Here is an 18,286-nt window from a genome sequence, read left to right as displayed (position 1 = left end):
TAAATAAAATATAAAATGTTTATAATTATGCTATACTCTGGGGTGATTCTGTGACATATCTGGGTCGAAGCAATATTCCACCGAAATACTGATATTTATGATAAGAAACCACTCGTCATCAATATGAGATAAGTTAGTATGATAACGCTCACCGCGATTGAATTTGTCTTTGTTGCTGAACTAGTGACCGCCGTGGCAACCGGTATTGGTGCAATTCCACTCTTTTTATTCGATGAGATCAGCGACCGCTGGAATGTCATTCTCTGGGGTCTTGCATCAGGCATTATGCTTTCTGCCTCAGGACTTGGACTTATTACTGAGGGGGTTTCTGCTTCAGAAGGATTTCCAAGCCTGTTGATTGCTGGTGCAGTTACAGGAGTCATGTTAATGATTCTCGCAGACGCTGTCACTGACCAGATCAATATTGACTCTGAGGCAGCAATGACTACTTCAAAATCACCTGCTCACTCCACACATGCAGGTGGTGGGACAGCGACAAGTAATGATACTAGGCCTATTGTGGACACAACCCAGTGTCATAACAACAACGATGAGGCTATCAAAAAAATGGACTCATCGGCACTTTCAATCGCTGCTGTGGATGCGGATTTTAAGAAACTACTGCTGATATTTGGAGTTCTGACATCCACTCATTCCCAGAGGGTGTCACCGTTGGAGTGCCGTTTGCCTATACTGGATTTAATCAAGCGATTGTACTGTCTGGCTTTACCGTTCCGGTATTAACGGTTTTTATATCAATCGCTATTTCTATTCACAATATTCCGGAGGGGGTTGCTGTCTCCATCACATTACGATCACTAGATGTCAGTGAGTGGCGAATGGTCGCAGCCGCCATCTTCTCATTATTACCACAACTCATTACTGCTGTCATCACTTTTATTTTCGTATCGTGGGCAAGAATATTTCTCCCATTCGGATTTAGGTTTGTAGCTGGTGGGATGATTTTTCTCGTTATTACAGAATTCCTTCCAAAGGTACTTGAGATCGGACAGAATGTCGATGGCGGTAGGTATCGTGAATTTACTGTCGAAACATTTGTCAGCGTGGTTGTGATGCTTCCATTAGTATTATTCTGATTGTGATTACTCGGACGAGATCAAGTTCCAACGATAGCAAATAGTACTTCGATCTACTATCACAAGACGTAGCATTAATCAGACACTGATAGTGATTTCAAAGTCAATGCATCGTATCGTTTGCATCTTTGAGCGTTTCCTCTGAAATCGTCTTTGGGAGTAACTCTGTGAGCGTATAGGTCTTGACATTTCCTCCTCCTTCATCACAGAGGATTTTAAGTGAACCGTCGGCGAATTCTGCAAGTGTTTGTCGACACATTCCACAAGGCGTTACACCATCCTGTGCGGCTGAAGCGACCGCGATACGTTTGAATGTGTCTTGACCATCTTGTATTGCTGCGGCAACTGCGACTTCCTCGGCATGAAGACTATTTGAATAGTTTGCATTCTCGATATTACATCCCGTATACACCGAACCATCGGCCGTCTCAACTGCGGCGCCGACACGATACTCAGAGTATGGCACATATGCTGATTGAAATGCCGTACGAGCGCGGGTAATCAACGCGTGGTCACTGCTCATCATCAGCTGATTTTGTATGCAAGGGTTAAATTGTTCCCCGTGGATTATGAGCTCTCTCAACAGTATTTCAACAATTTCTGCACGCTCGGGAGTCGAACGGCATATACCCGCTGTCTGTGTATCAAGGGTTAATAATGTCCGCCGAGGAGACAGGGCTACCAACATCACATGATACGAACGAAAATACCGATACTGAGTCAACTGTGACTACTAAAGGATCATCCACAGGTGATTCAATGACACAGTCAGAATCACCACAGGGACAACCAGGACTTGGTCGTCAGATTCTCCTCGGACTTGGTGGATTTGTTATCATTCTTTCAGCTGGGATTGGATGGCTTGTCGGTAGTAATGCTCCACAGACTATGGCTCGCACTCAGATTCTTAATATGAGTGTGACAATTCCTACAACCCCAGTTTCCCTCTCATTGTATGGAATTATCGTCTCAACTTTTCTTCTTAGTATGCTCTTTGGACTTGTCTCGATTGCGTCACGAATTGAGGATAACAATGACGTTATGACTGATACCGACCACAATTAATAAAAATAAATGGGATTGAGACAGATAACTCAGATGCTAACGCGTAGACACAAATAATCCATATTTTTATTCACTACAGAATATATCGAACTCATGAATTCTCGATCATCACCGGAAGAAAATACAAGCACGAATGCGGATCGAAGCATCAAAGTTGACACTACCGCAGGACGTGAAGTGACCACTCAAAAGCAAATGACAAAGTCGGAAATAGATGCTAACGGAACATCATCATTTGACCCAGATGCACCACTGGGGTCAGATAGTGGTGGGCACAATCGACGACGAGCAGCCATTGCTGTTGCCCCATTTCTTGCGATTGGACTTGGTAATCTCGTATTGTTACTTGGATGGGGGATTGAACCGTTGTGGGCATTTGCGATTTTACCCCCGATTCTTTTCTGTAGTGTTCTTGCATACATTGTCTTCAGTACAGACTTTCTTTCTGATCGAACATAGTTTTAGGATGACTACGTTATCTAATGAGCGGATATTTATATTGACTAATAGAGACAGTTGATGTCCACACCAGGCTGCAAGCGGAATTGTTATCTTAGTTTATTGGCGGTCAAGACAAGTCCCTGGGACCTAAAGTAAAGAAGCTCACGCTAACCAGTGTCATATTTATACGTTGTTTCTGTTGGGTCAATACCGAAATCTTCAGCTGTCTCTTCGATAACGACTTCACCTTCAGCGGGTTCATCCGATGGACGTGCCTGCTTGAACCGTTCACGCATTTGCTGTGGAATACTCAACTCATCGGTATTAATCGAGAGTGCTACGAGCTGATCATCGTCACTTTCCCGATTTTCACGCGCGGTCCTAAATCGAGTTTTTATATGTGAGTCAAGTTGAGCTGATTCTTGTGGTTTAAATCCAAACATGGTGAAATATCCAGGATCAGTGGTAAATACATGCACTGTCTCATGCTGTTCATCGGCTGCCTCTGCGACCAGCCGCTCAATAACGTGTGCACCAACGCCCTGATTACGCCATACTGGTAATGTAAAGACTAACGCAAGTTCACAGAACGTTTCGTCATCATCACTGTGACTTCGGATTCGACCAAATCCAGCCTTCCGAGATGTCTCTTCATTGAGTGCAATCACATAATCCCGGGACCGAAAGGCTGGATCTCCAATCTCTGCCTCCTCAATCCAATCGAGTAACCAGGCCTCATCACGATTTTTTGCGTCCCGGACATACATAGTATAGAATTTAGTATGGTATCAGAGTGAAAATACATTGTGGGTTCTCCCGACGTGCGCAGATACTGAGTTCATGTTTTTATTTTATCATTGACGCTCAGATGCAACCGACATTCGTTTATTATCTCATACTCTTACTACCATATCGATTTCAGGTCAATCTGTCTTGATTCTGGGACAACACCACTGCCAACTCCAATACCTCCCGTCGTCTTTTCATCAGGAAACACAGTCGTCGCCCCGGCGAAAACCGGAGCGACAAGCCCAGCTATCACAACGCGTGAGTTCATTAGACTGTCTCGCACGACGACATCTTCTCCCGGGGCGATATTGCATTGATTGACGACACGCACTGCCTCGGTTATGATCTCTTCATGTGTATGCGTCTATGTATCGGCATTAAGAGCGATGTCGCTAGGGACGACCGGTGTAGGATGGACTGCTGGATTCTCGCTCCAGACTTCGGTCTCCCAGTGTGTTGTTGCTGATGTTGTCGGAGCATTACCGTATACAGCAAGATTATGTCCAGGTGGAAGGTCAAATTTCTCTTCCTGTATTGATGACGCAAGCACAATACGTAGGAGTTCTTCGGCTGGATGATCTGACTGAACTGTCTTATCAAATCGTGTCACAATGCCTAGTTGTGCAGCACCGTAGAACGCTAACACCGGCTCAGGAAACGAGTCAGGGATGCGAAGGATATTGTCACCGTGTCTCCCACCTAGATAACGGATAACATTACCGGATTTATACAATATTGTAATAAAGTCCCGATGTGAATAAAATATACCAACGGCATCTGCACGAAGGGCAACCGCGCCGTTCCGTCGATCCCTATCCATGATATCATCAATAACTGTTGGGTCACTTACTGGCGCTGTCGGAGCATCATCGGTAGTCACATTAATCAGTTTTAGTATTTTCAGATAGGCTATCCGGGTTATTATTCATTATTGTCCGCTTATCCTATACAAGTAAAAGATCATTGTGAATATTTTGGGCTGACACGACACTACACTCCAATCACTAATTTCTGGGTAGGACTGTTGTTGATCGTAGGTCTACCCTTCACCAGTGTTTTTTCACCTTCGCTCACCCTCTTGCTTTAGCTACATGAAAAAAGAAATAATTCTAAATCTACATTGAATAATATAGTCTTATTGAACGTCGCTATGAGCAATACACAAGAGTAATCTATTAGAATGAGCTTTTGATCTTCTCAAAGAATCCCTGTGAGACGTCCACATTCTCCCCACCAGCCTCGGCAAATGCTTCGAGCGCTTCTCGCTGTTCCTGACTAATATTCTCAGGCGTTACAATTTGCACTTGTACATACAAATCACCGTTTCCTCGTCCACGGAGATGTGGAATTCCCTCATTCCGAATACGGAATTCCTCACCGCTTTGTGTTCCTGCAGAGATATCAAGTGTTGTCTCTCCATCAACTGTTGGTACCTCAACAGTTGATCCAAACACAGCTTGTGGGAAGGAAATTGCTAAACGATAATATAGGTCATCTCCATCGCGCTCAAAGTCAGGATGATCACGCACACTCACATCAATTAATAAATCACCCCTTGGACCTCCATTATCTCCTGGCGCTCCTTCACGCTCCATTCGTAATGTCTGTCCATCACGTATTCCTGCTGGAATATCGACTGAGAGTGTTGCTTCCTGCCGTGTCACACCATCACCGCTACATGTAGAACATGTTTTGGTATACATTTCACCGCTTCCTTCACATCGTGGACACGTCTGTGTCTGTTGAACACGACCTAGTGCTGTTTCACGAACAGTCGTTGTCTGTCCTTGTCCATTACATTGTGGACAGGTTCGAACATCAGCATCATTAGGATGTCCACGTCCGTTACAGTCTGGGCATGTCTCCGGTCGTCTGACAGTGAACTGTTTTTCAACTCCACTGTCCACTTCTTCTAAATCTAATCGGACGCGTGTCTGGAGATTCTGCCCTTGACGAGGTCGATTTTGCTGTCGGCGTTGACCCTGTCCACCGCCGAAGAACTGTTCGAAAATATCACCGAACGGACTTCCCTGCCCGCCCATCCCGCCGAATGGATCACCACGCGCACCCCTGCCACCGCCGCTCCCACCGCCACCAACACCACCGCGTTTTTCTGCCTCCTGGAACCGGTCATGACCAAGTTGATCATACATCTGACGTTTCTCACTGTCCGTGAGGACCTCTTTTGCCTTTTTGATTTTCTTAAATTTCTCTTCGGCGTTTGGGTCGTCAGAAACGTCCGGATGGTACTTTGCTGCTTTTTTCCGGTACGACTGCTTGATGTCGTCCTCATCGGCGTTCTGACTGACGCCGAGGACATCATAGAAGTCCTCACTCATTTGTTATTGCAACAATAATCGGTTGAGATACTTCAACGAACCGGGTCGATAAACATACTTTTGATTGAAACAATACAGTGATAGATCCACACCTTACCCGACTCGCACTCATTCATGAGGTATATAAATGAACGACAACCTTCGGGTATTCAATATAATTTACTGCAGAACAAGACAGAGTATGCACTCTATCACGGGTGTCACTTGATGCCGATGATAGATCTCCGGTCTTGAAATACTCAATAGCAAAATATATCTCAAATTTCGAAGTCCGTATCTAACGGTAGCGATAGTGTCTAAAGATATCGTTATTCGTTTTCTGAGTCGTCATCAACATCTTCGAAGTCTGCATCAACATACTCACTATCACTATCACTATCACCGCTACTTGAGCCACCGGCACCGCCCATGTCGCCCATACCACCTGGACCTGGACCTCGGACCCGGACCCGGACCGCCCCGGCACCAGCACCCGCTGCTCCTGCACCAGCACCGGCGGCAGCTTGTTGTGCATCGTACATCTGTTTTCCAATCTCTTGTAGCTCTGATGACAGTGACTCCGTTACATCTTCAAGCTCTTCCTTCGTTGCATCCTCATCCTCAAGAACAGCCTCGACTGATTCAATCTCATCCTCAATCGATTCTCTGAGATCGTCATCTACGTCCTCCTCATTCTCATCGAGAAGGGTCTCTGCCCGCTGAACAGCGCTTTCAGCAGAGTTTCGAGCCTCAATCCGCTCACGTCGCTGTTCATCCTCTTCGGCATGTGCTTCAGCCTCTTCTTGCATCTGTTCAATCTCTTCATCGGAGAGACCAGCACCACCTTCAATTGTGATTGATTCAGCGTTACCAGACCCTTGATCTTCGGCTTCAACGTTAACAATGCCGTTTTCGTCGATATTAAATGTGACCTCAATCTGCGGTGTTCCCGCAGGTGATGGTGGAATACCAGCAAGTTGGAACTCACCAAGCAGCTCATTCTCCTCAGCGATTTCGCGCTCACCCTGGAACACTCGAACGTTCACTGAAGTCTGATTGTCGGCTGCTGTTGTAAATACTTTAGACTCCTCAGTTGGGATTGTCGTATTCTTATCAATCAAACGCTCAAAGAGTCCACCTTTCACCTCGATTCCAAGGCTCAGTGGTGTCACGTCAAGAAGAACAATATCATCGACATCGCCACCAAGAACTCCTCCCTGAATTGCAGCACCAAGTGCGACCGCTTCATCCGGGTTGACATTCTTCTTTGGCTCAGTGCCAAGGAGTCCCTCAACTTGCTCACGAACCTGCGGCATCCGCGTTGACCCACCGACAAGAATCACTTCATCAATGTCGGTATCATCATATCCTGCATCCTCGAGCGCTTGCTCAGTTGGTCCGACCGTTCGTTCAATGAGATCCCCCGTCAGCGACTCAAATTTCGCTCGTGAGAGCGTTTCCTCGAGGTGAACTGGTCCTGAGTCTGTTGCTGTAATGAATGGGAGATTAATCGTCGTCTCCTTTCGTGAGGAAAGCTCAATCTTAGCCTCCTCAGCGGCGTCTCTTAATCGTTGAAGTGCCTGTCGGTCATCACGGAGGTCAATGCCATGTTCATTCTCAAACTCACCAGCAAGCCAGTCGATGACCGCCTCATCCCAGTCATCGCCTCCAAGATCGTTATCACCATTCGTTGCAACTACCTCGTATACACCGCCACCGAGGTCAAGAACACTCACATCGAAGGTTCCACCACCAAGGTCATACACAAGAATTGTTTGGTTTGACTCATCATCGAGTCCGTATGCCATTGATGCAGCTGTCGGCTCATTGACGATACGTTCGACTTCAAATCCAGCAATTTCACCTGCATCTTTTGTCGCTTGCCGCTGTCGATCATTGAAGTATGCAGGGACGGTGATAACGGCTTTTTCAACGTCGTCACCGAGATACTCCTCAGCATCACGCTTTATTTTCTGTAAAGTCATCGCCGAGACCTGCTCAGGTGTGTAGTCCTCACCGCCAAGTTCGACGGTGTAGTCCTCCTCACCCATGTGCCGTTTAATCGAGCGAATCGTCTGGTCTGGGTTCTGGATTACCTGATTCTTTGCTGGCTTCCCTACAAGTCGCTCTTCGTCGTCGGTCATGGCGACGACAGAAGGCGTTGTCCGATCTCCTTCGGCGTTTACAATGATCTCCGGGTCGTCCCCTTCCATCACCGCGAACGCACTGTTCGTGGTACCGAGATCGATACCAAGGATCTTGTTGCTGGCCATCTTACTATAATTACTCGTCTAAGTCGGTTAAATGTTACTAGACAATCGCTTGAGCACCTCTTCACCGTGACGTCGCAGTCATGCGATTTTAGATGTCAAAATTTCTCATGGTAGGAGGTTTTATATTGAACCGCAGAACAAACACAGTATATCGAGGAATAATATTGTTAATCACTCTGAATCCGCTTCTGTATTTTCCATGTCTTCTTCAGTGCAATCAACATTCTGACTATCGTCATCATCACCATCCTCTTCAGTTGCAGTTGCTCCTGTACTAACTGTTATTTGTGCTTCTTGAATAACTGCTCCAGCCATCTGATACCCCTGTTGAAATACCTCGGCGACGGTTCCTTCAGGTAGTTCGGCATCAACACGCATGAGAACTTCATGCTTTGCTGGGTCAACATTATTACCTTGCTCCGGGTCAATCACTGTCACATTCTCATCTTCGAGCACCCGGTCAAATTCATCGAGTGTCGACTCAATTCCTGGACGAATATCTGCGTCCGAATCCTGCTCAAGTGCTCGTACAAGATTATCTCGAACGCCAACGATTCGATTGACGAAATCTTCAGTGGCTCGCTCACGAATCTGCTGTTCACGTTTTTTTGCCCGCTTTTTATAGTTTTCAAAGTCTGCTTTTGAGCGTTTTAGCGCTCCTTCAAGTTCATCAATCCGATCACGTTGTTCATCATGCTCGCTCTTTAGTGATGCTACCTCCTCAGCGAGCGTCTCATCATACTCAGCAACTCGCTCAGCGAGACTCACTGTCTCAGCAGCTGCGTCTTGACCGTCTTCATCAAGACTCTCAGCGTTATCCGCATCCTCATTTTCATCTCCACCTTTGACCATGGTATTCTCATTACCTGATACATCGCCGTCCGGCGACGCTTCAGCTGTCCCATGGTTTTCAGTTGACTCATCACTCATACGATGTGGAAGTGTATGCCGACTCTTAAACACATAGAACTGATTATGTCGTATCCGTAGAGAACAACGAGGATTCCACAAATAATTCAGCCACGTCCCTTGAATTTGAGCTTTAATTGCTTTAGATGCCATATTATAATAGTTTGAGTCTTGTGTCCTTACAGAATATTTCAAAAAACTCTATGAGTTTTCTTATACCGTATCCATGACGACACAGCTACGATCAGTCCGGTATTAACTCTCTGTCGAATACGCAGAGACCCACTAAGACTGGATCATCGGAGGTAGAACGAATATCGTATAAATTGGACTCAACGTAATTGTTACCGTGGGGTATGATTTGTGACTATTGATACATTCCAATTGGGCGCGCTTGTGTACTTTCTTCGCCGCCCTCTTGCATTCGCTTTGCAAGGCGTTCTTTAGCTTCCCGAATCTGTTCGGTTCGATCCACAAGATCATCGACAGGAACATCAATATCAATCAGTGGCTCAATCCCGTCGCTGATCAGCACCCGTGCCGCCTCTGGGTCAGGGAACTGTGGATCCGACTCAACAACTAATCCAATAGCATCACGATTTGATACGACAGCATCATTCAGAAGTGCTCCAGTTGGACCTGAGATAACTCCTGTTTCATCTGGCAGATCAATATCTGCCTGTTGAACCCGATTCACCCCACCGCTTACGCCAAATCCATATAATGACGGAACTGTCTCGGCTTTCTCTCTGGGAACGCCAGACAAATATATTGGTATCATAGCTGTCTCATCAATGAATGTAGATAGACATGTCGCGACTTCTGTCGCTGCCTCAGGGTCAATCGGGACATCGCTTTGAAGCACGGCAAGGTCGTGTTCATCATCGGTGTATACCCGAACTGGTGATTGAACTGTGGGATCGCTCTCTTCATACACTGCTACTGCGGGGATTGTCTCACAGTGAACATTGGCGTAGTGTGTCATATCAAACTCTGCGACAAGATGGTCAGCCGCAATTTTCCCAACAAGTCCAATACCAGGCAATCCCTCAACCAGTGACGGGTCTGTCAATGACACGTCTGCTGCGTCCGTTAGTACATCAAGTTGCGCCATATACACTATACCACATATAAGAATAAAAAATAGGCACTGATTACGACCATACTGTCGATTAGCTCCGAACCAGCTAATCACACTCGAGGACCGAAATTCAGACCCAGACCGATACCGACAAATTGCGGTACCAATACGTCTGAATATGGACCCACTCGAACGATATAAAACGCTTATTGATGATATGACAGCATTTCGGGATGCCTGCAACCGCCCGCTGCCGTCTGTCGTTCGGGTCAATACCATTAAGACAGCTACTGAACACGCTCAGGATGCACTTGAGGAGACAAATACTGAATATGAACCTATTGAGTGGCATCCTGGTCTGTTTAAACTCACAACACACAGTCCTGGTACCTTATGGTCATACTTTCATGGATGGCTCCATGGTCAAGAAGAAGTATCTGTACTACCGGCGCTTGCAGTCGACCCTGACCCAGGTGACATTGTATGGGATGCGTGTGCGGCACCTGGAAGTAAAACGACGCAACTCGCTGCGTTAATGGATGATACAGGTGTTCTTATCGGCAATGACAACAATTTAGGCCGATTATCTGCTCTTCGGCACAATGCTGAGCGATTGGGTGTGACGAATCTTGCGGTGACGAATCAAGATGCGCGTAATTTTTCGTTCAAACCATTTGGAGATCGAACAGAGAGAACAACTCGGATTGAGGCATTCGATCATGCACTCGTTGATGCTCCCTGTTCATGTGAAGGCACAATCCGAAAAAACCCGGATGCGTTTGAGCAGTGGTCATATGAACATGTGATGAGCGTGGTTGCAATTCAAAAGGCGATTCTCCGTCGTGCTGTCCAGGCAACGCGCCCTGGAGGAACTGTTGTTTATTCAACGTGTACATTTGCACCTGAAGAAAACGAAAATGTGGTTAATCACGTGCTTGACTCAGAATCATGTCGAGTGGTCTCATGGGATCCACCAGCTGAATTCAAGACCATCCCTGGAATAACACAGTGGCGTAATGAGGAGTATGATTCGTCGATGGAATTAACACATCGTGTATATCCCCATCATAATGACACGGGTGGATTCTTTTGTGCGAAACTCGAGGTGACCTCATGAGTGATCAAGCCCCGGTGAACGATGGACAGCAGCTTGACCGTCTGCCACCAACCGCAGCTGATCGCGCTGTCGCCGGACGCCCAACGCGCGAGGAAGTAATCCGGTGGTGGAACAATCGCTTTGAGGTTCCACCGACAACGTGGGATAATCACACTTTTTGGGAAAAAGGGAAGGGAAAAATCTGGGCTGTTGCTGCAGAATATGTCTCACCAATAGCAATCGAAGGACTTGGTCTGCGTATCCTTCGCACGCGCCAGGAACACTGGAAACCTTCGACGAATGCTGTTCAACGGTTTGGGGTTCATGCAACAAAGAATGTCGTATCACTCAATCATGATGAAGCAATTCAATTTGCTGATGGGACCGACCAACCACTCCCACGATGGGATGGCGATTGGGGGTATCTGATTGTTGCACATGAAATTGCAGGTGATATTGAACCTATTGGCGTTGGTCTCTATCTGCATGATGAACTCCGATCAACCGTCCCGAAGGGGCGACGTGAGGATTTGAGCTGAACTCGCTCAAATATAATCTATAACACGATACACACTCCAGCGACTATTGAAACTCAAAAATAGGCCCAGTGTCTTAATCTGCAGATGAATCCGACAATATACTCTATCATCAATAATCTATAACTCGAATAGATATTCAAAGTTCTCTGACCCTGGAAATTAGAAAAACGCTCGACTATACATCCCAAACCTCTTCAAGATTCTAGATGAGTGTGTAAGGAAACAGTGACCGAGCAATCATGTAGACAAAGTAAATAATCACAGTGAATTATCTGTTTTTATGATTGTAATCAAATTATATAGATTTTATATTCTTATTCTGATTTTATTATTTTCGCTTCATTTTGATCAAGTGAAATATATTTGACTGTATATCCTATCTCTTCGAGGACATCTTGTCCAATGTCGTGTTTCTTCAAGATTGGATTCACATTAGCGAGGGTCATGTCATCTAATGTATCAATCGCAGCCTCAATCTCGGATAGGGTTGAACTCGGAATGAACTTCATCTTCGAAACAACCCCAGCATATGTGTCGTCCAAATACTTCTCAACAGCCTTTGATTCGACATCATGTGATGCAGCTAGTGAGTCGATATTAATAATCTCGTTTTGATTCACTTGGATATCGTGATCATGTAACCACCCAAGATCATCTCTTATTTCACGTTCATTAATCGCATGTAGCCGCTTCATAACTGGTTTGACCGGGATCTGATCATCATAAAAGAATACATCTGTCACGTTTGCCTCATCGAAATCTGACTTCGTACAGTTTAGTGATCCATTAACCGCGAGTATCATCGGATAATCTGATTTCACATGATGAACTTTCTGTAGTTTTTCTTCAAGATACTCCGGAGTCCAAAAACCAACCACTTCAAGATAGAACTCTGTTGTGTCTCGCTCAAAACTGAAATCTGGAATCATGACACGGTCTTCGGTACGAAGGATTGTGGGTTCGTGATTGACTGTCCATGCATCAATCAGCGCACGAATCCGAGTCGCGAAGTCCCGTTCAAGTTCACTATCGAATGAATTACTCACCGTTGTTCTCGGAAAATAACGTGCATCGGCTGAATCCAAATTGAATTCATATAGCTGTGGGTCACCACCCACTTCAGTTTCAATTTGTGCGGTTATACTCCATTCGGCTGGTTTCATTACACTGGGAATGAGTTTTGCCATTGTTGTCCCATACTTCCGGGTCTTTTTTACCAGCGATGTCGGTCCAGTGACGGTTATGTTCAACTCTTGATCAACGGTGTACATCAATCCGAGATATGAGATTAACCGAAAGATTTCTTGAAAATTATCTGATACGGCAAATTCCAATTCAACCGCATCAAACAGCAGTGTTTGTGTAAGTGATAGATTGTACTGACGCAGTAACTCACGTGGTCCGATTTGAGGCTCAGAACGAAGAACTGCATGAGACTCTCGGTCAGCCCGTAAATTATTCTCAACTTCATTTGGTGTCAAGTCGAATTTATTCCCGACGGTGGCAAGCAGTTCCTTTCGTTGATTTGTCGTGGTGACAAAACCATGAGTAAAGACAGCATCACGCAGTTTTGATGGATCAACTGGGAACTGTTGTTCAAACTCAACACGTCGATCAAGTAGCTTAGATAATCCGCGAACCAATTTGAACGTGTCATGAGTTTCTAATGTCTCAACCGTGTCATGGATCTGCCCTTGTGTCTGCCCTAGCTCATACGCGTCAAGAACCTGCTCAGCAACCGATTGATATTCATTAATATCTCGATACCGTGGATTGATATTCGGCTTTTGTTTTGATACTTCAAGTAACTGTTTTGTCAACATAGATACTCAAGATTTCCGTCGGGTTGATGTTCGAATTTCTCCGGTACCGCTTGAGACAATTTCATAGAGGTGAGCAGTATCTCCTGAGGGACGGAGAATACGACCAAGCCGCTGTCGATACTCCCGACTACTTCCCGTCCCGCTCAGGATGACACCAATATTTGCGTCCGGAACATCAATACCTTCATTCAGTACCTGTGAACTCACGATTGCATCATACGTATGATTCCTGAATCGTTTGAGAATATGTTGACGCTCATCTTTATCAGTCGTATATGTGATACTTGGAATGAAAAACCGGTTTGATACGTCATACACTAGATCATTATAGCGCGTGAAAATAATGATACGATCATCGCGATGTTGTTCAAGTAATATTGCTAGCTCATCAAGTTTGGATTCTGAGCTATACGCAATCTGTCGAGCTTCATTCCGAGAACGGACTGCACGCCATGCCCTAGGGTCATTACCACTACGCAAAACGACCTTTTGAAAATCCTCTGGACCTCGCATGGTAATGTCTGTTGAGATGAGATAGTTTCGAAATGTCTCAACATTTTCGTCATACATTTCTCGCTCTTTCGGTGTAAGCTCAACAGTAATCCGCTCAACGGTGTATTCTGACAGATATTCACCGGTGAGTTCCGCGGTTTCGATCTCATAAATCTTACCACCGAGTAACTCGCCGAGCACCTCGTGTTTGTCATCTTCACGCTCGAATGTTGCTGTCAACCCTAGCGCAAAGGGGGCAGCAAATAATTGTGCTATCTGTCTGTAGCTCTCAGACGCAAGATGATGAACCTCGTCGAAAACTAGCAGTTTAAATCGATTTCCAAGCTTTTCAGCGTGATTGTACGCTGAATCATATGTCGAGATTGTAATTGGCTTGAGTGTTTTTTCCCGACCAGTGTATTCACCAATAGGGACATTGAACATCTCAAGTTCCGATTTCCACTGATCCACTAAATCAAGCGTTGGCACGATAACGAATGCTGAATGATTGGTTTCTGCGATAGCTTCTATGCCAACATACGTCTTTCCAGCCCCTGTTGGAAGCACAACAACACCACGGCGCTCAGAAAGCCAGCGATTCAGAGCCTGTTGTTGATATCCTCGCAGTTCAATTTCAGTTGTCAACTCTGGCGATTGGATGAGATCAAGCACATCATCCTCGTATTCAATATCTGAGGCATCAAGATGATTTTTGATGTCTCGATATCGAAATCCAAGGGTTCGGTTGGTGTCTGTCTGTTCATCCCATGTTGTGTGCGGAACAGTAGATTCATTTCCCTCAATCGCTATCGTCCCACGCTCGAAGGTCAACCGCATGTCTCTATACGTAATTATTGAGATGAATAAAACTTCTCTGCCCATGTTCATCATTTGAGTCTCGAAATGGCAATGATTACACAAGCTCAAGAACAAAGTCCCTGGCTAGCCGTGAGAGGAACTCAAATATTGGCACACGCTCATTATAACATAGCATCTGAACACCAGAGATTGATTGACTGCTCATCGAAGTGTATCAATACTAATACAAATAGTATTAATCCTGACTCTGACGGCATCCTTTTTCGACTCCAATGATGAGTGTATATATGCCAGTGGACACTGACTCGGATGATACCGAATTGGTGACAGCCGTCGCGACGTTCCTTGATGATATTGATGCAGCGTATGACGATTATGAAAAAGGGTATGCGGACCCGGATGCGACGCTTTCGGTCATAATGTCACATGTGGAGACACTTCGTGAGACTACTGATGAATCTTGATCGGCGATAGCTTACCATTTGATCTTAGCATTATCAGTTGAGCGCAGGTTACTCGCCAATAAGTGCTCGAATCTGCTCAACATATTCACCGAATGCTGGGTCTGTTCGCTGTCGGGGACGGTCGACATCAATATTAACGATTTCGTTAACCCTACCGGGCGAAGGCGCCATCACGACAACTCGGTCAGCGAGTGTTACTGCTTCTTCAACATCGTGTGTGACAAATAAGACCGTCTTTTCAGTTGTTGTCCAAATCGATAGCAGTTCATCATGTAGCATCTCCCGTGTCTGTGCGTCAACACTTCCGAACGGTTCATCTGCAAGAAGGATCTCCGGATCGACTGCAAGTGCTCGCGCAATCCCAACGCGTTGTTTCATTCCACCAGATAGTTCCTTCGGATATGCATTCTTGAACTGTGTGAGACCAACGAGTTCTAACATCTCATCAACTCGACGACTACGGTTTGGTTCGACAACACCCTGTTCTTCAAGCCCGAATGTGACATTTTCCTCGACAGTTCGCCAGGGGAATAATCCATACTCTTGAAATACCATGCCACGGTCAGTTCCGGGACCTTCGACTGTATTACCCGCGAGCCGAATTTCCCCATCAGTCGGCGTTTCGAGACCAGCAATCGCTCGGAACAGTGTCGTCTTACCACAACCAGATGGTCCAACGAGACAGACAAACTCACCATCAGATACGGTGAATGATACCTCATCAAGTGCTCGGACTGTCTGTCGTTCGGATTCGAATACCTTACTCACAGTATCAACAACAACCTTTGCTGTTGTATCATCAACGTGGCTATGTTGATACCCGCTCGCTTCTAGCTGTGAGTCTGAATTTTGATTTATACCCGCCATTCGAGAAGCCTCCGTTCAACTCGTCGGAACATTCCATCGCTCACAAGGAATACAAGACTGATAACAGCCATATAAGCAACGCTAACATCTGTTGCGAGATTTTGTGCTGCATTGATAATCTGGAATCCAACCCCGGGAGCGCCGAATAATTCTGCGGCGACAACGATCATCCAACACTGTCCAATGCTTGTCCGCAGACCAGTTGTGATCGATGGCATCGCTGCTGGAATAATCACTTTCCGGATCATCGTCAGATCATCATCGACACCAAGACTCGCAGCTACTTCCTTGAGGTGTGTTGAAACGCCCTCAACACCGGCGTATGCATTATAGAAATTAATCCAAAATGCACCAATGCCAACAATAAATGCAGCACCACCGTGACCGATACCAATCCAGACAATCGCAAACACAATCCATGCAAGGGGCGGAATTGGTCGGAGAAAACGCGTGACCGGCGTTAATGCGTCATCAAGCCGTCCACTCCATCCCATTGCCAGACCAAGACTGACTCCAAGTGTGCTCCCAATAAACAGTCCCGGAATATAATGTAAGAGACTCTGTGCGAGATTTGCTGTGAGTCGAGTCATCGGTAATGTCACGCCGGCGACTGGAAGTGTAAACGTAGCTGAAGCGGTTAATTCGACAGCAAATGCAGTTGCTACCTCGATCGGTGATGGAAGGAGATATGTCCGACCAACGGCAGCAGCAGCGACCTGCCAGATTGTAATGAAGATTGCACTTCCAGCAACTCCATACCCGATACTCTCTGGGTCAACATCTCCGAACAGCCCCTGTGTTGTTTCAACCGACCCCGTTCCCTCATCTTGATCTTGATTGGGATCTCCTGTCGGGACTGTTAATTCTGATTCAGTTGGCGTTTCACCGCTCATATTGAGTCATACACACCGAAATCAAACAGCTGATCATTTGATAGTGCTGAGTCAATCTTTCCTGCCTGAGCAGCATATTCAGAGAAGATCTTTGCACCATCGGCTATCTTATGTGGGTCTGTAATGAAATCAGACGCTCGCGCACTGATTGCACGCTGTGCTGTCTCAACTGGAAGCACACTCTCACCGATGACTGTACTCGCGTGTGTGGCTGCTGTATCAGGATTTTCTCCTGCGAATGTTGTTGCACGTTGATGCTGCTCAATGAACGCCTGTGCGACCTCACGGTTATCAGAACGAAGTCTATCATGCATGAGCGTGACTGCGGCTGGTTGTCCTGGCATGAAGTCTCCAGCCCATGCGATTGACTGATATGGAGCATCATTCATCGAAGCGACCGTTGGAACCGGTTCCATGATCGATGTTCCGTCGATTTCGTTGGCAAGTAACGCTTGTCGAACCGGTCCAGCCCCACCGAGCGGCGTTATTGACACATCAGACCCCGGTTCAACACCAACGACCTCAGTAAGCCAGTATCGAAGCAAAATATCAGGGACCGACCCCGGTGGGAAGGTTCCAAACGTAAATTTCCGACCACGCTCTGCTTCAAACTGCGCGAATGCTTCAGCGCCTGATGAGGCAGTATCCCATATCGACGCGAACGAATCACGCGCTAGAATCTCCATCGCGTTCTGGATGTTTGCTCCTGTAATTTTTGATGGAATTCCTTTATCCATGACAATCATCGCTGGAACGATTCCGAACATCATGACGTCGAAATCGCCTGTTGCTGATGCCTGGACAATACTTGGACCGTCAGAAAAAACTTCACCAGTTACCTCAGCATTAATCTCATCAAAATATCCCTCCTCTTCCATCACAAAATACTGCATATCAGGATAAATCGGCATGTACGCAACACGAATTTCCTCGATTCCATCGTTGCTCGTGCCTGTTGATCCACCACTTGTACCTGAACAGCCTGCGAACGCCCCTATACTGGCTGTTGTGATCGCTCCACCTGCCTGCAGAACTCGACGTCGAGATACGTATGTCTGATCACTGTCCCGTGTGTTATCCATCTGAGAGTATTAGACGGTCAGCATGCTTTTGCCTCGGGTAGCCGGCGAAGGTCGCATATATATACGACGAGATCATATTAGCTAATCTTCTGTCTCCACCGTTCAGTCATTCGATTATGCGAAAATATATCCATTAGTATTTGTCAGTTATACCGGTAATAATCTCTTGTTTACCCTGTGAATTAGCTGTATGCAGACGTTAGAATCGTGCTCTCAACAAGCGTATGCACGCAGGCAT

Annotated in this window: 20 protein-coding genes; 7 read left to right on the top strand and 13 right to left on the bottom strand. The window is 46.0% G+C overall.

Going from position 1 to position 18,286, the window contains the following annotated elements; all coding sequences use genetic code 11:
- The first annotated feature begins 138 nt into the window (after positions 1-138).
- Together J07HQW2_RS05100 and J07HQW2_RS19910 are read left to right on the top strand one after the other, a co-directional pair.
- Complete coding sequence (locus J07HQW2_RS05100) at positions 139-744, top strand: ZIP family metal transporter (RefSeq protein WP_021054328.1); 606 nt, start codon at positions 139-141, stop codon at positions 742-744.
- Between the two features lie 95 nt (positions 745-839).
- On the top strand, positions 840-1,097 hold the full coding sequence (locus J07HQW2_RS19910; RefSeq protein ID WP_021054327.1) for a ZIP family metal transporter: 258 nt from the start codon (positions 840-842) through the stop codon (positions 1,095-1,097).
- Positions 1,098-1,200: 103 nt separating this feature from the next.
- Here the strand turns inward: J07HQW2_RS19910 and cdd are convergent, their stop codons facing one another.
- Positions 1,201-1,623: a cytidine deaminase gene (gene cdd / locus J07HQW2_RS05095; protein ID WP_021054326.1), complete on the bottom strand. Its 423-nt coding sequence runs from the start codon at positions 1,621-1,623 to the stop codon at positions 1,201-1,203.
- Between the two features lie 131 nt (positions 1,624-1,754).
- Between cdd and J07HQW2_RS05090 the strand changes: the two genes are divergently transcribed.
- Together J07HQW2_RS05090 and J07HQW2_RS05085 are read left to right on the top strand one after the other, a co-directional pair.
- A complete protein-coding gene (locus tag J07HQW2_RS05090; RefSeq protein WP_021054325.1) occupies positions 1,755-2,162 on the top strand; it encodes a DUF7520 family protein in 408 nt (135 codons plus the stop codon).
- Between the two features lie 210 nt (positions 2,163-2,372).
- Positions 2,373-2,621, top strand: coding sequence for a DUF8142 family protein (locus J07HQW2_RS05085; protein WP_394324631.1), 249 nt, complete (start codon positions 2,373-2,375; stop codon positions 2,619-2,621).
- Between the two features lie 149 nt (positions 2,622-2,770).
- On the opposite strand, the gene J07HQW2_RS05080 is transcribed toward J07HQW2_RS05085, so the two are convergent.
- The 7 genes from J07HQW2_RS05080 to J07HQW2_RS05055 all read right to left on the bottom strand — a co-directional run bounded on the left by J07HQW2_RS05080 (position 2,771) and on the right by J07HQW2_RS05055 (position 10,006).
- Positions 2,771-3,370: a GNAT family N-acetyltransferase gene (locus J07HQW2_RS05080; protein ID WP_021054323.1), complete on the bottom strand. Its 600-nt coding sequence runs from the start codon at positions 3,368-3,370 to the stop codon at positions 2,771-2,773.
- A 137-nt stretch (positions 3,371-3,507) separates the two neighbouring features.
- Positions 3,508-3,660, bottom strand: coding sequence for a hypothetical protein (locus J07HQW2_RS17835; RefSeq protein ID WP_303703977.1), 153 nt, complete (start codon positions 3,658-3,660; stop codon positions 3,508-3,510).
- 96 nt (positions 3,661-3,756) lie between these two features.
- Positions 3,757-4,272: a hypothetical protein gene (locus J07HQW2_RS17830; protein WP_021054321.1), complete on the bottom strand. Its 516-nt coding sequence runs from the start codon at positions 4,270-4,272 to the stop codon at positions 3,757-3,759.
- Positions 4,273-4,567: 295 nt separating this feature from the next.
- Positions 4,568-5,731: a molecular chaperone DnaJ gene (gene dnaJ / locus J07HQW2_RS05070; protein ID WP_021054320.1), complete on the bottom strand. Its 1,164-nt coding sequence runs from the start codon at positions 5,729-5,731 to the stop codon at positions 4,568-4,570.
- A 308-nt stretch (positions 5,732-6,039) separates the two neighbouring features.
- Positions 6,040-7,983 carry a molecular chaperone DnaK gene (gene dnaK / locus J07HQW2_RS05065; protein WP_021054319.1) on the bottom strand — a complete coding sequence of 648 codons (1,944 nt, stop codon included), beginning with the start codon at positions 7,981-7,983 and terminating at the stop codon, positions 6,040-6,042.
- A 171-nt stretch (positions 7,984-8,154) separates the two neighbouring features.
- Positions 8,155-8,913 (bottom strand): nucleotide exchange factor GrpE, encoded by a 759-nt coding sequence (locus J07HQW2_RS05060; protein ID WP_048075154.1) that lies wholly within the window; start codon positions 8,911-8,913, stop codon positions 8,155-8,157.
- 346 nt (positions 8,914-9,259) lie between these two features.
- Positions 9,260-10,006, bottom strand: a complete 747-nt coding sequence (locus J07HQW2_RS05055; protein WP_021054317.1) for a proteasome assembly chaperone family protein — start codon at positions 10,004-10,006, stop codon at positions 9,260-9,262.
- A 145-nt stretch (positions 10,007-10,151) separates the two neighbouring features.
- Here J07HQW2_RS05055 and J07HQW2_RS05050 point away from each other — a divergent pair, with 145 nt between their 5' ends.
- A complete protein-coding gene (locus J07HQW2_RS05050; RefSeq protein WP_021054316.1) occupies positions 10,152-11,090 on the top strand; it encodes an RsmB/NOP family class I SAM-dependent RNA methyltransferase in 939 nt (312 codons plus the stop codon).
- Positions 11,087-11,608 carry a DUF7122 family protein gene (locus J07HQW2_RS05045; protein WP_021054315.1) on the top strand — a complete coding sequence of 174 codons (522 nt, stop codon included), beginning with the start codon at positions 11,087-11,089 and terminating at the stop codon, positions 11,606-11,608. Before J07HQW2_RS05050 ends, J07HQW2_RS05045 begins: the two co-directional genes overlap by 4 nt.
- A 314-nt stretch (positions 11,609-11,922) precedes the next feature.
- On the opposite strand, the gene J07HQW2_RS05040 is transcribed toward J07HQW2_RS05045, so the two are convergent.
- Positions 11,923-13,431 (bottom strand): DUF790 family protein, encoded by a 1,509-nt coding sequence (locus J07HQW2_RS05040; protein WP_021054314.1) that lies wholly within the window; start codon positions 13,429-13,431, stop codon positions 11,923-11,925.
- 6 nt (positions 13,432-13,437) lie between these two features.
- A complete protein-coding gene (locus J07HQW2_RS05035; protein WP_021054313.1) occupies positions 13,438-14,760 on the bottom strand; it encodes a DEAD/DEAH box helicase family protein in 1,323 nt (440 codons plus the stop codon).
- Positions 14,761-15,029: 269 nt separating this feature from the next.
- Between J07HQW2_RS05035 and J07HQW2_RS17825 the strand changes: the two genes are divergently transcribed.
- On the top strand, positions 15,030-15,206 hold the full coding sequence (locus tag J07HQW2_RS17825) for a hypothetical protein (RefSeq protein ID WP_303703976.1): 177 nt from the start codon (positions 15,030-15,032) through the stop codon (positions 15,204-15,206).
- A gap of 48 nt (positions 15,207-15,254) precedes the next feature.
- Here J07HQW2_RS17825 and J07HQW2_RS05030 read toward each other — a convergent pair whose 3' ends face one another.
- From J07HQW2_RS05030 to J07HQW2_RS05020, 3 genes are read right to left on the bottom strand one after another with little or no spacing between them, the layout of a single operon-like run.
- The gene (locus tag J07HQW2_RS05030; RefSeq protein WP_021054310.1) at positions 15,255-16,073 is read right to left on the bottom strand and encodes an ABC transporter ATP-binding protein; all 819 of its coding nucleotides are present in this window, start codon (positions 16,071-16,073) and stop codon (positions 15,255-15,257) included.
- A complete protein-coding gene (locus J07HQW2_RS05025) occupies positions 16,061-16,966 on the bottom strand; it encodes an ABC transporter permease (protein ID WP_021054309.1) in 906 nt (301 codons plus the stop codon). The genes J07HQW2_RS05030 and J07HQW2_RS05025 overlap by 13 nt, the downstream gene beginning before the upstream one ends.
- Positions 16,963-18,048 carry an ABC transporter substrate-binding protein gene (locus J07HQW2_RS05020; protein ID WP_021054308.1) on the bottom strand — a complete coding sequence of 362 codons (1,086 nt, stop codon included), beginning with the start codon at positions 18,046-18,048 and terminating at the stop codon, positions 16,963-16,965. Before J07HQW2_RS05020 ends, J07HQW2_RS05025 begins: the two co-directional genes overlap by 4 nt.
- Positions 18,049-18,286 lie beyond the last annotated feature (238 nt).

Origin of the sequence: Haloquadratum walsbyi J07HQW2, from assembly GCF_000415985.1 — an archaeon.
GTDB classification, from domain to species: domain Archaea; phylum Halobacteriota; class Halobacteria; order Halobacteriales; family Haloferacaceae; genus Haloquadratum; species Haloquadratum walsbyi_B.
The sequence above is the reverse complement of the archived record's forward strand: the minus strand, read 5'-3'. Positions and strand labels throughout refer to the sequence as shown.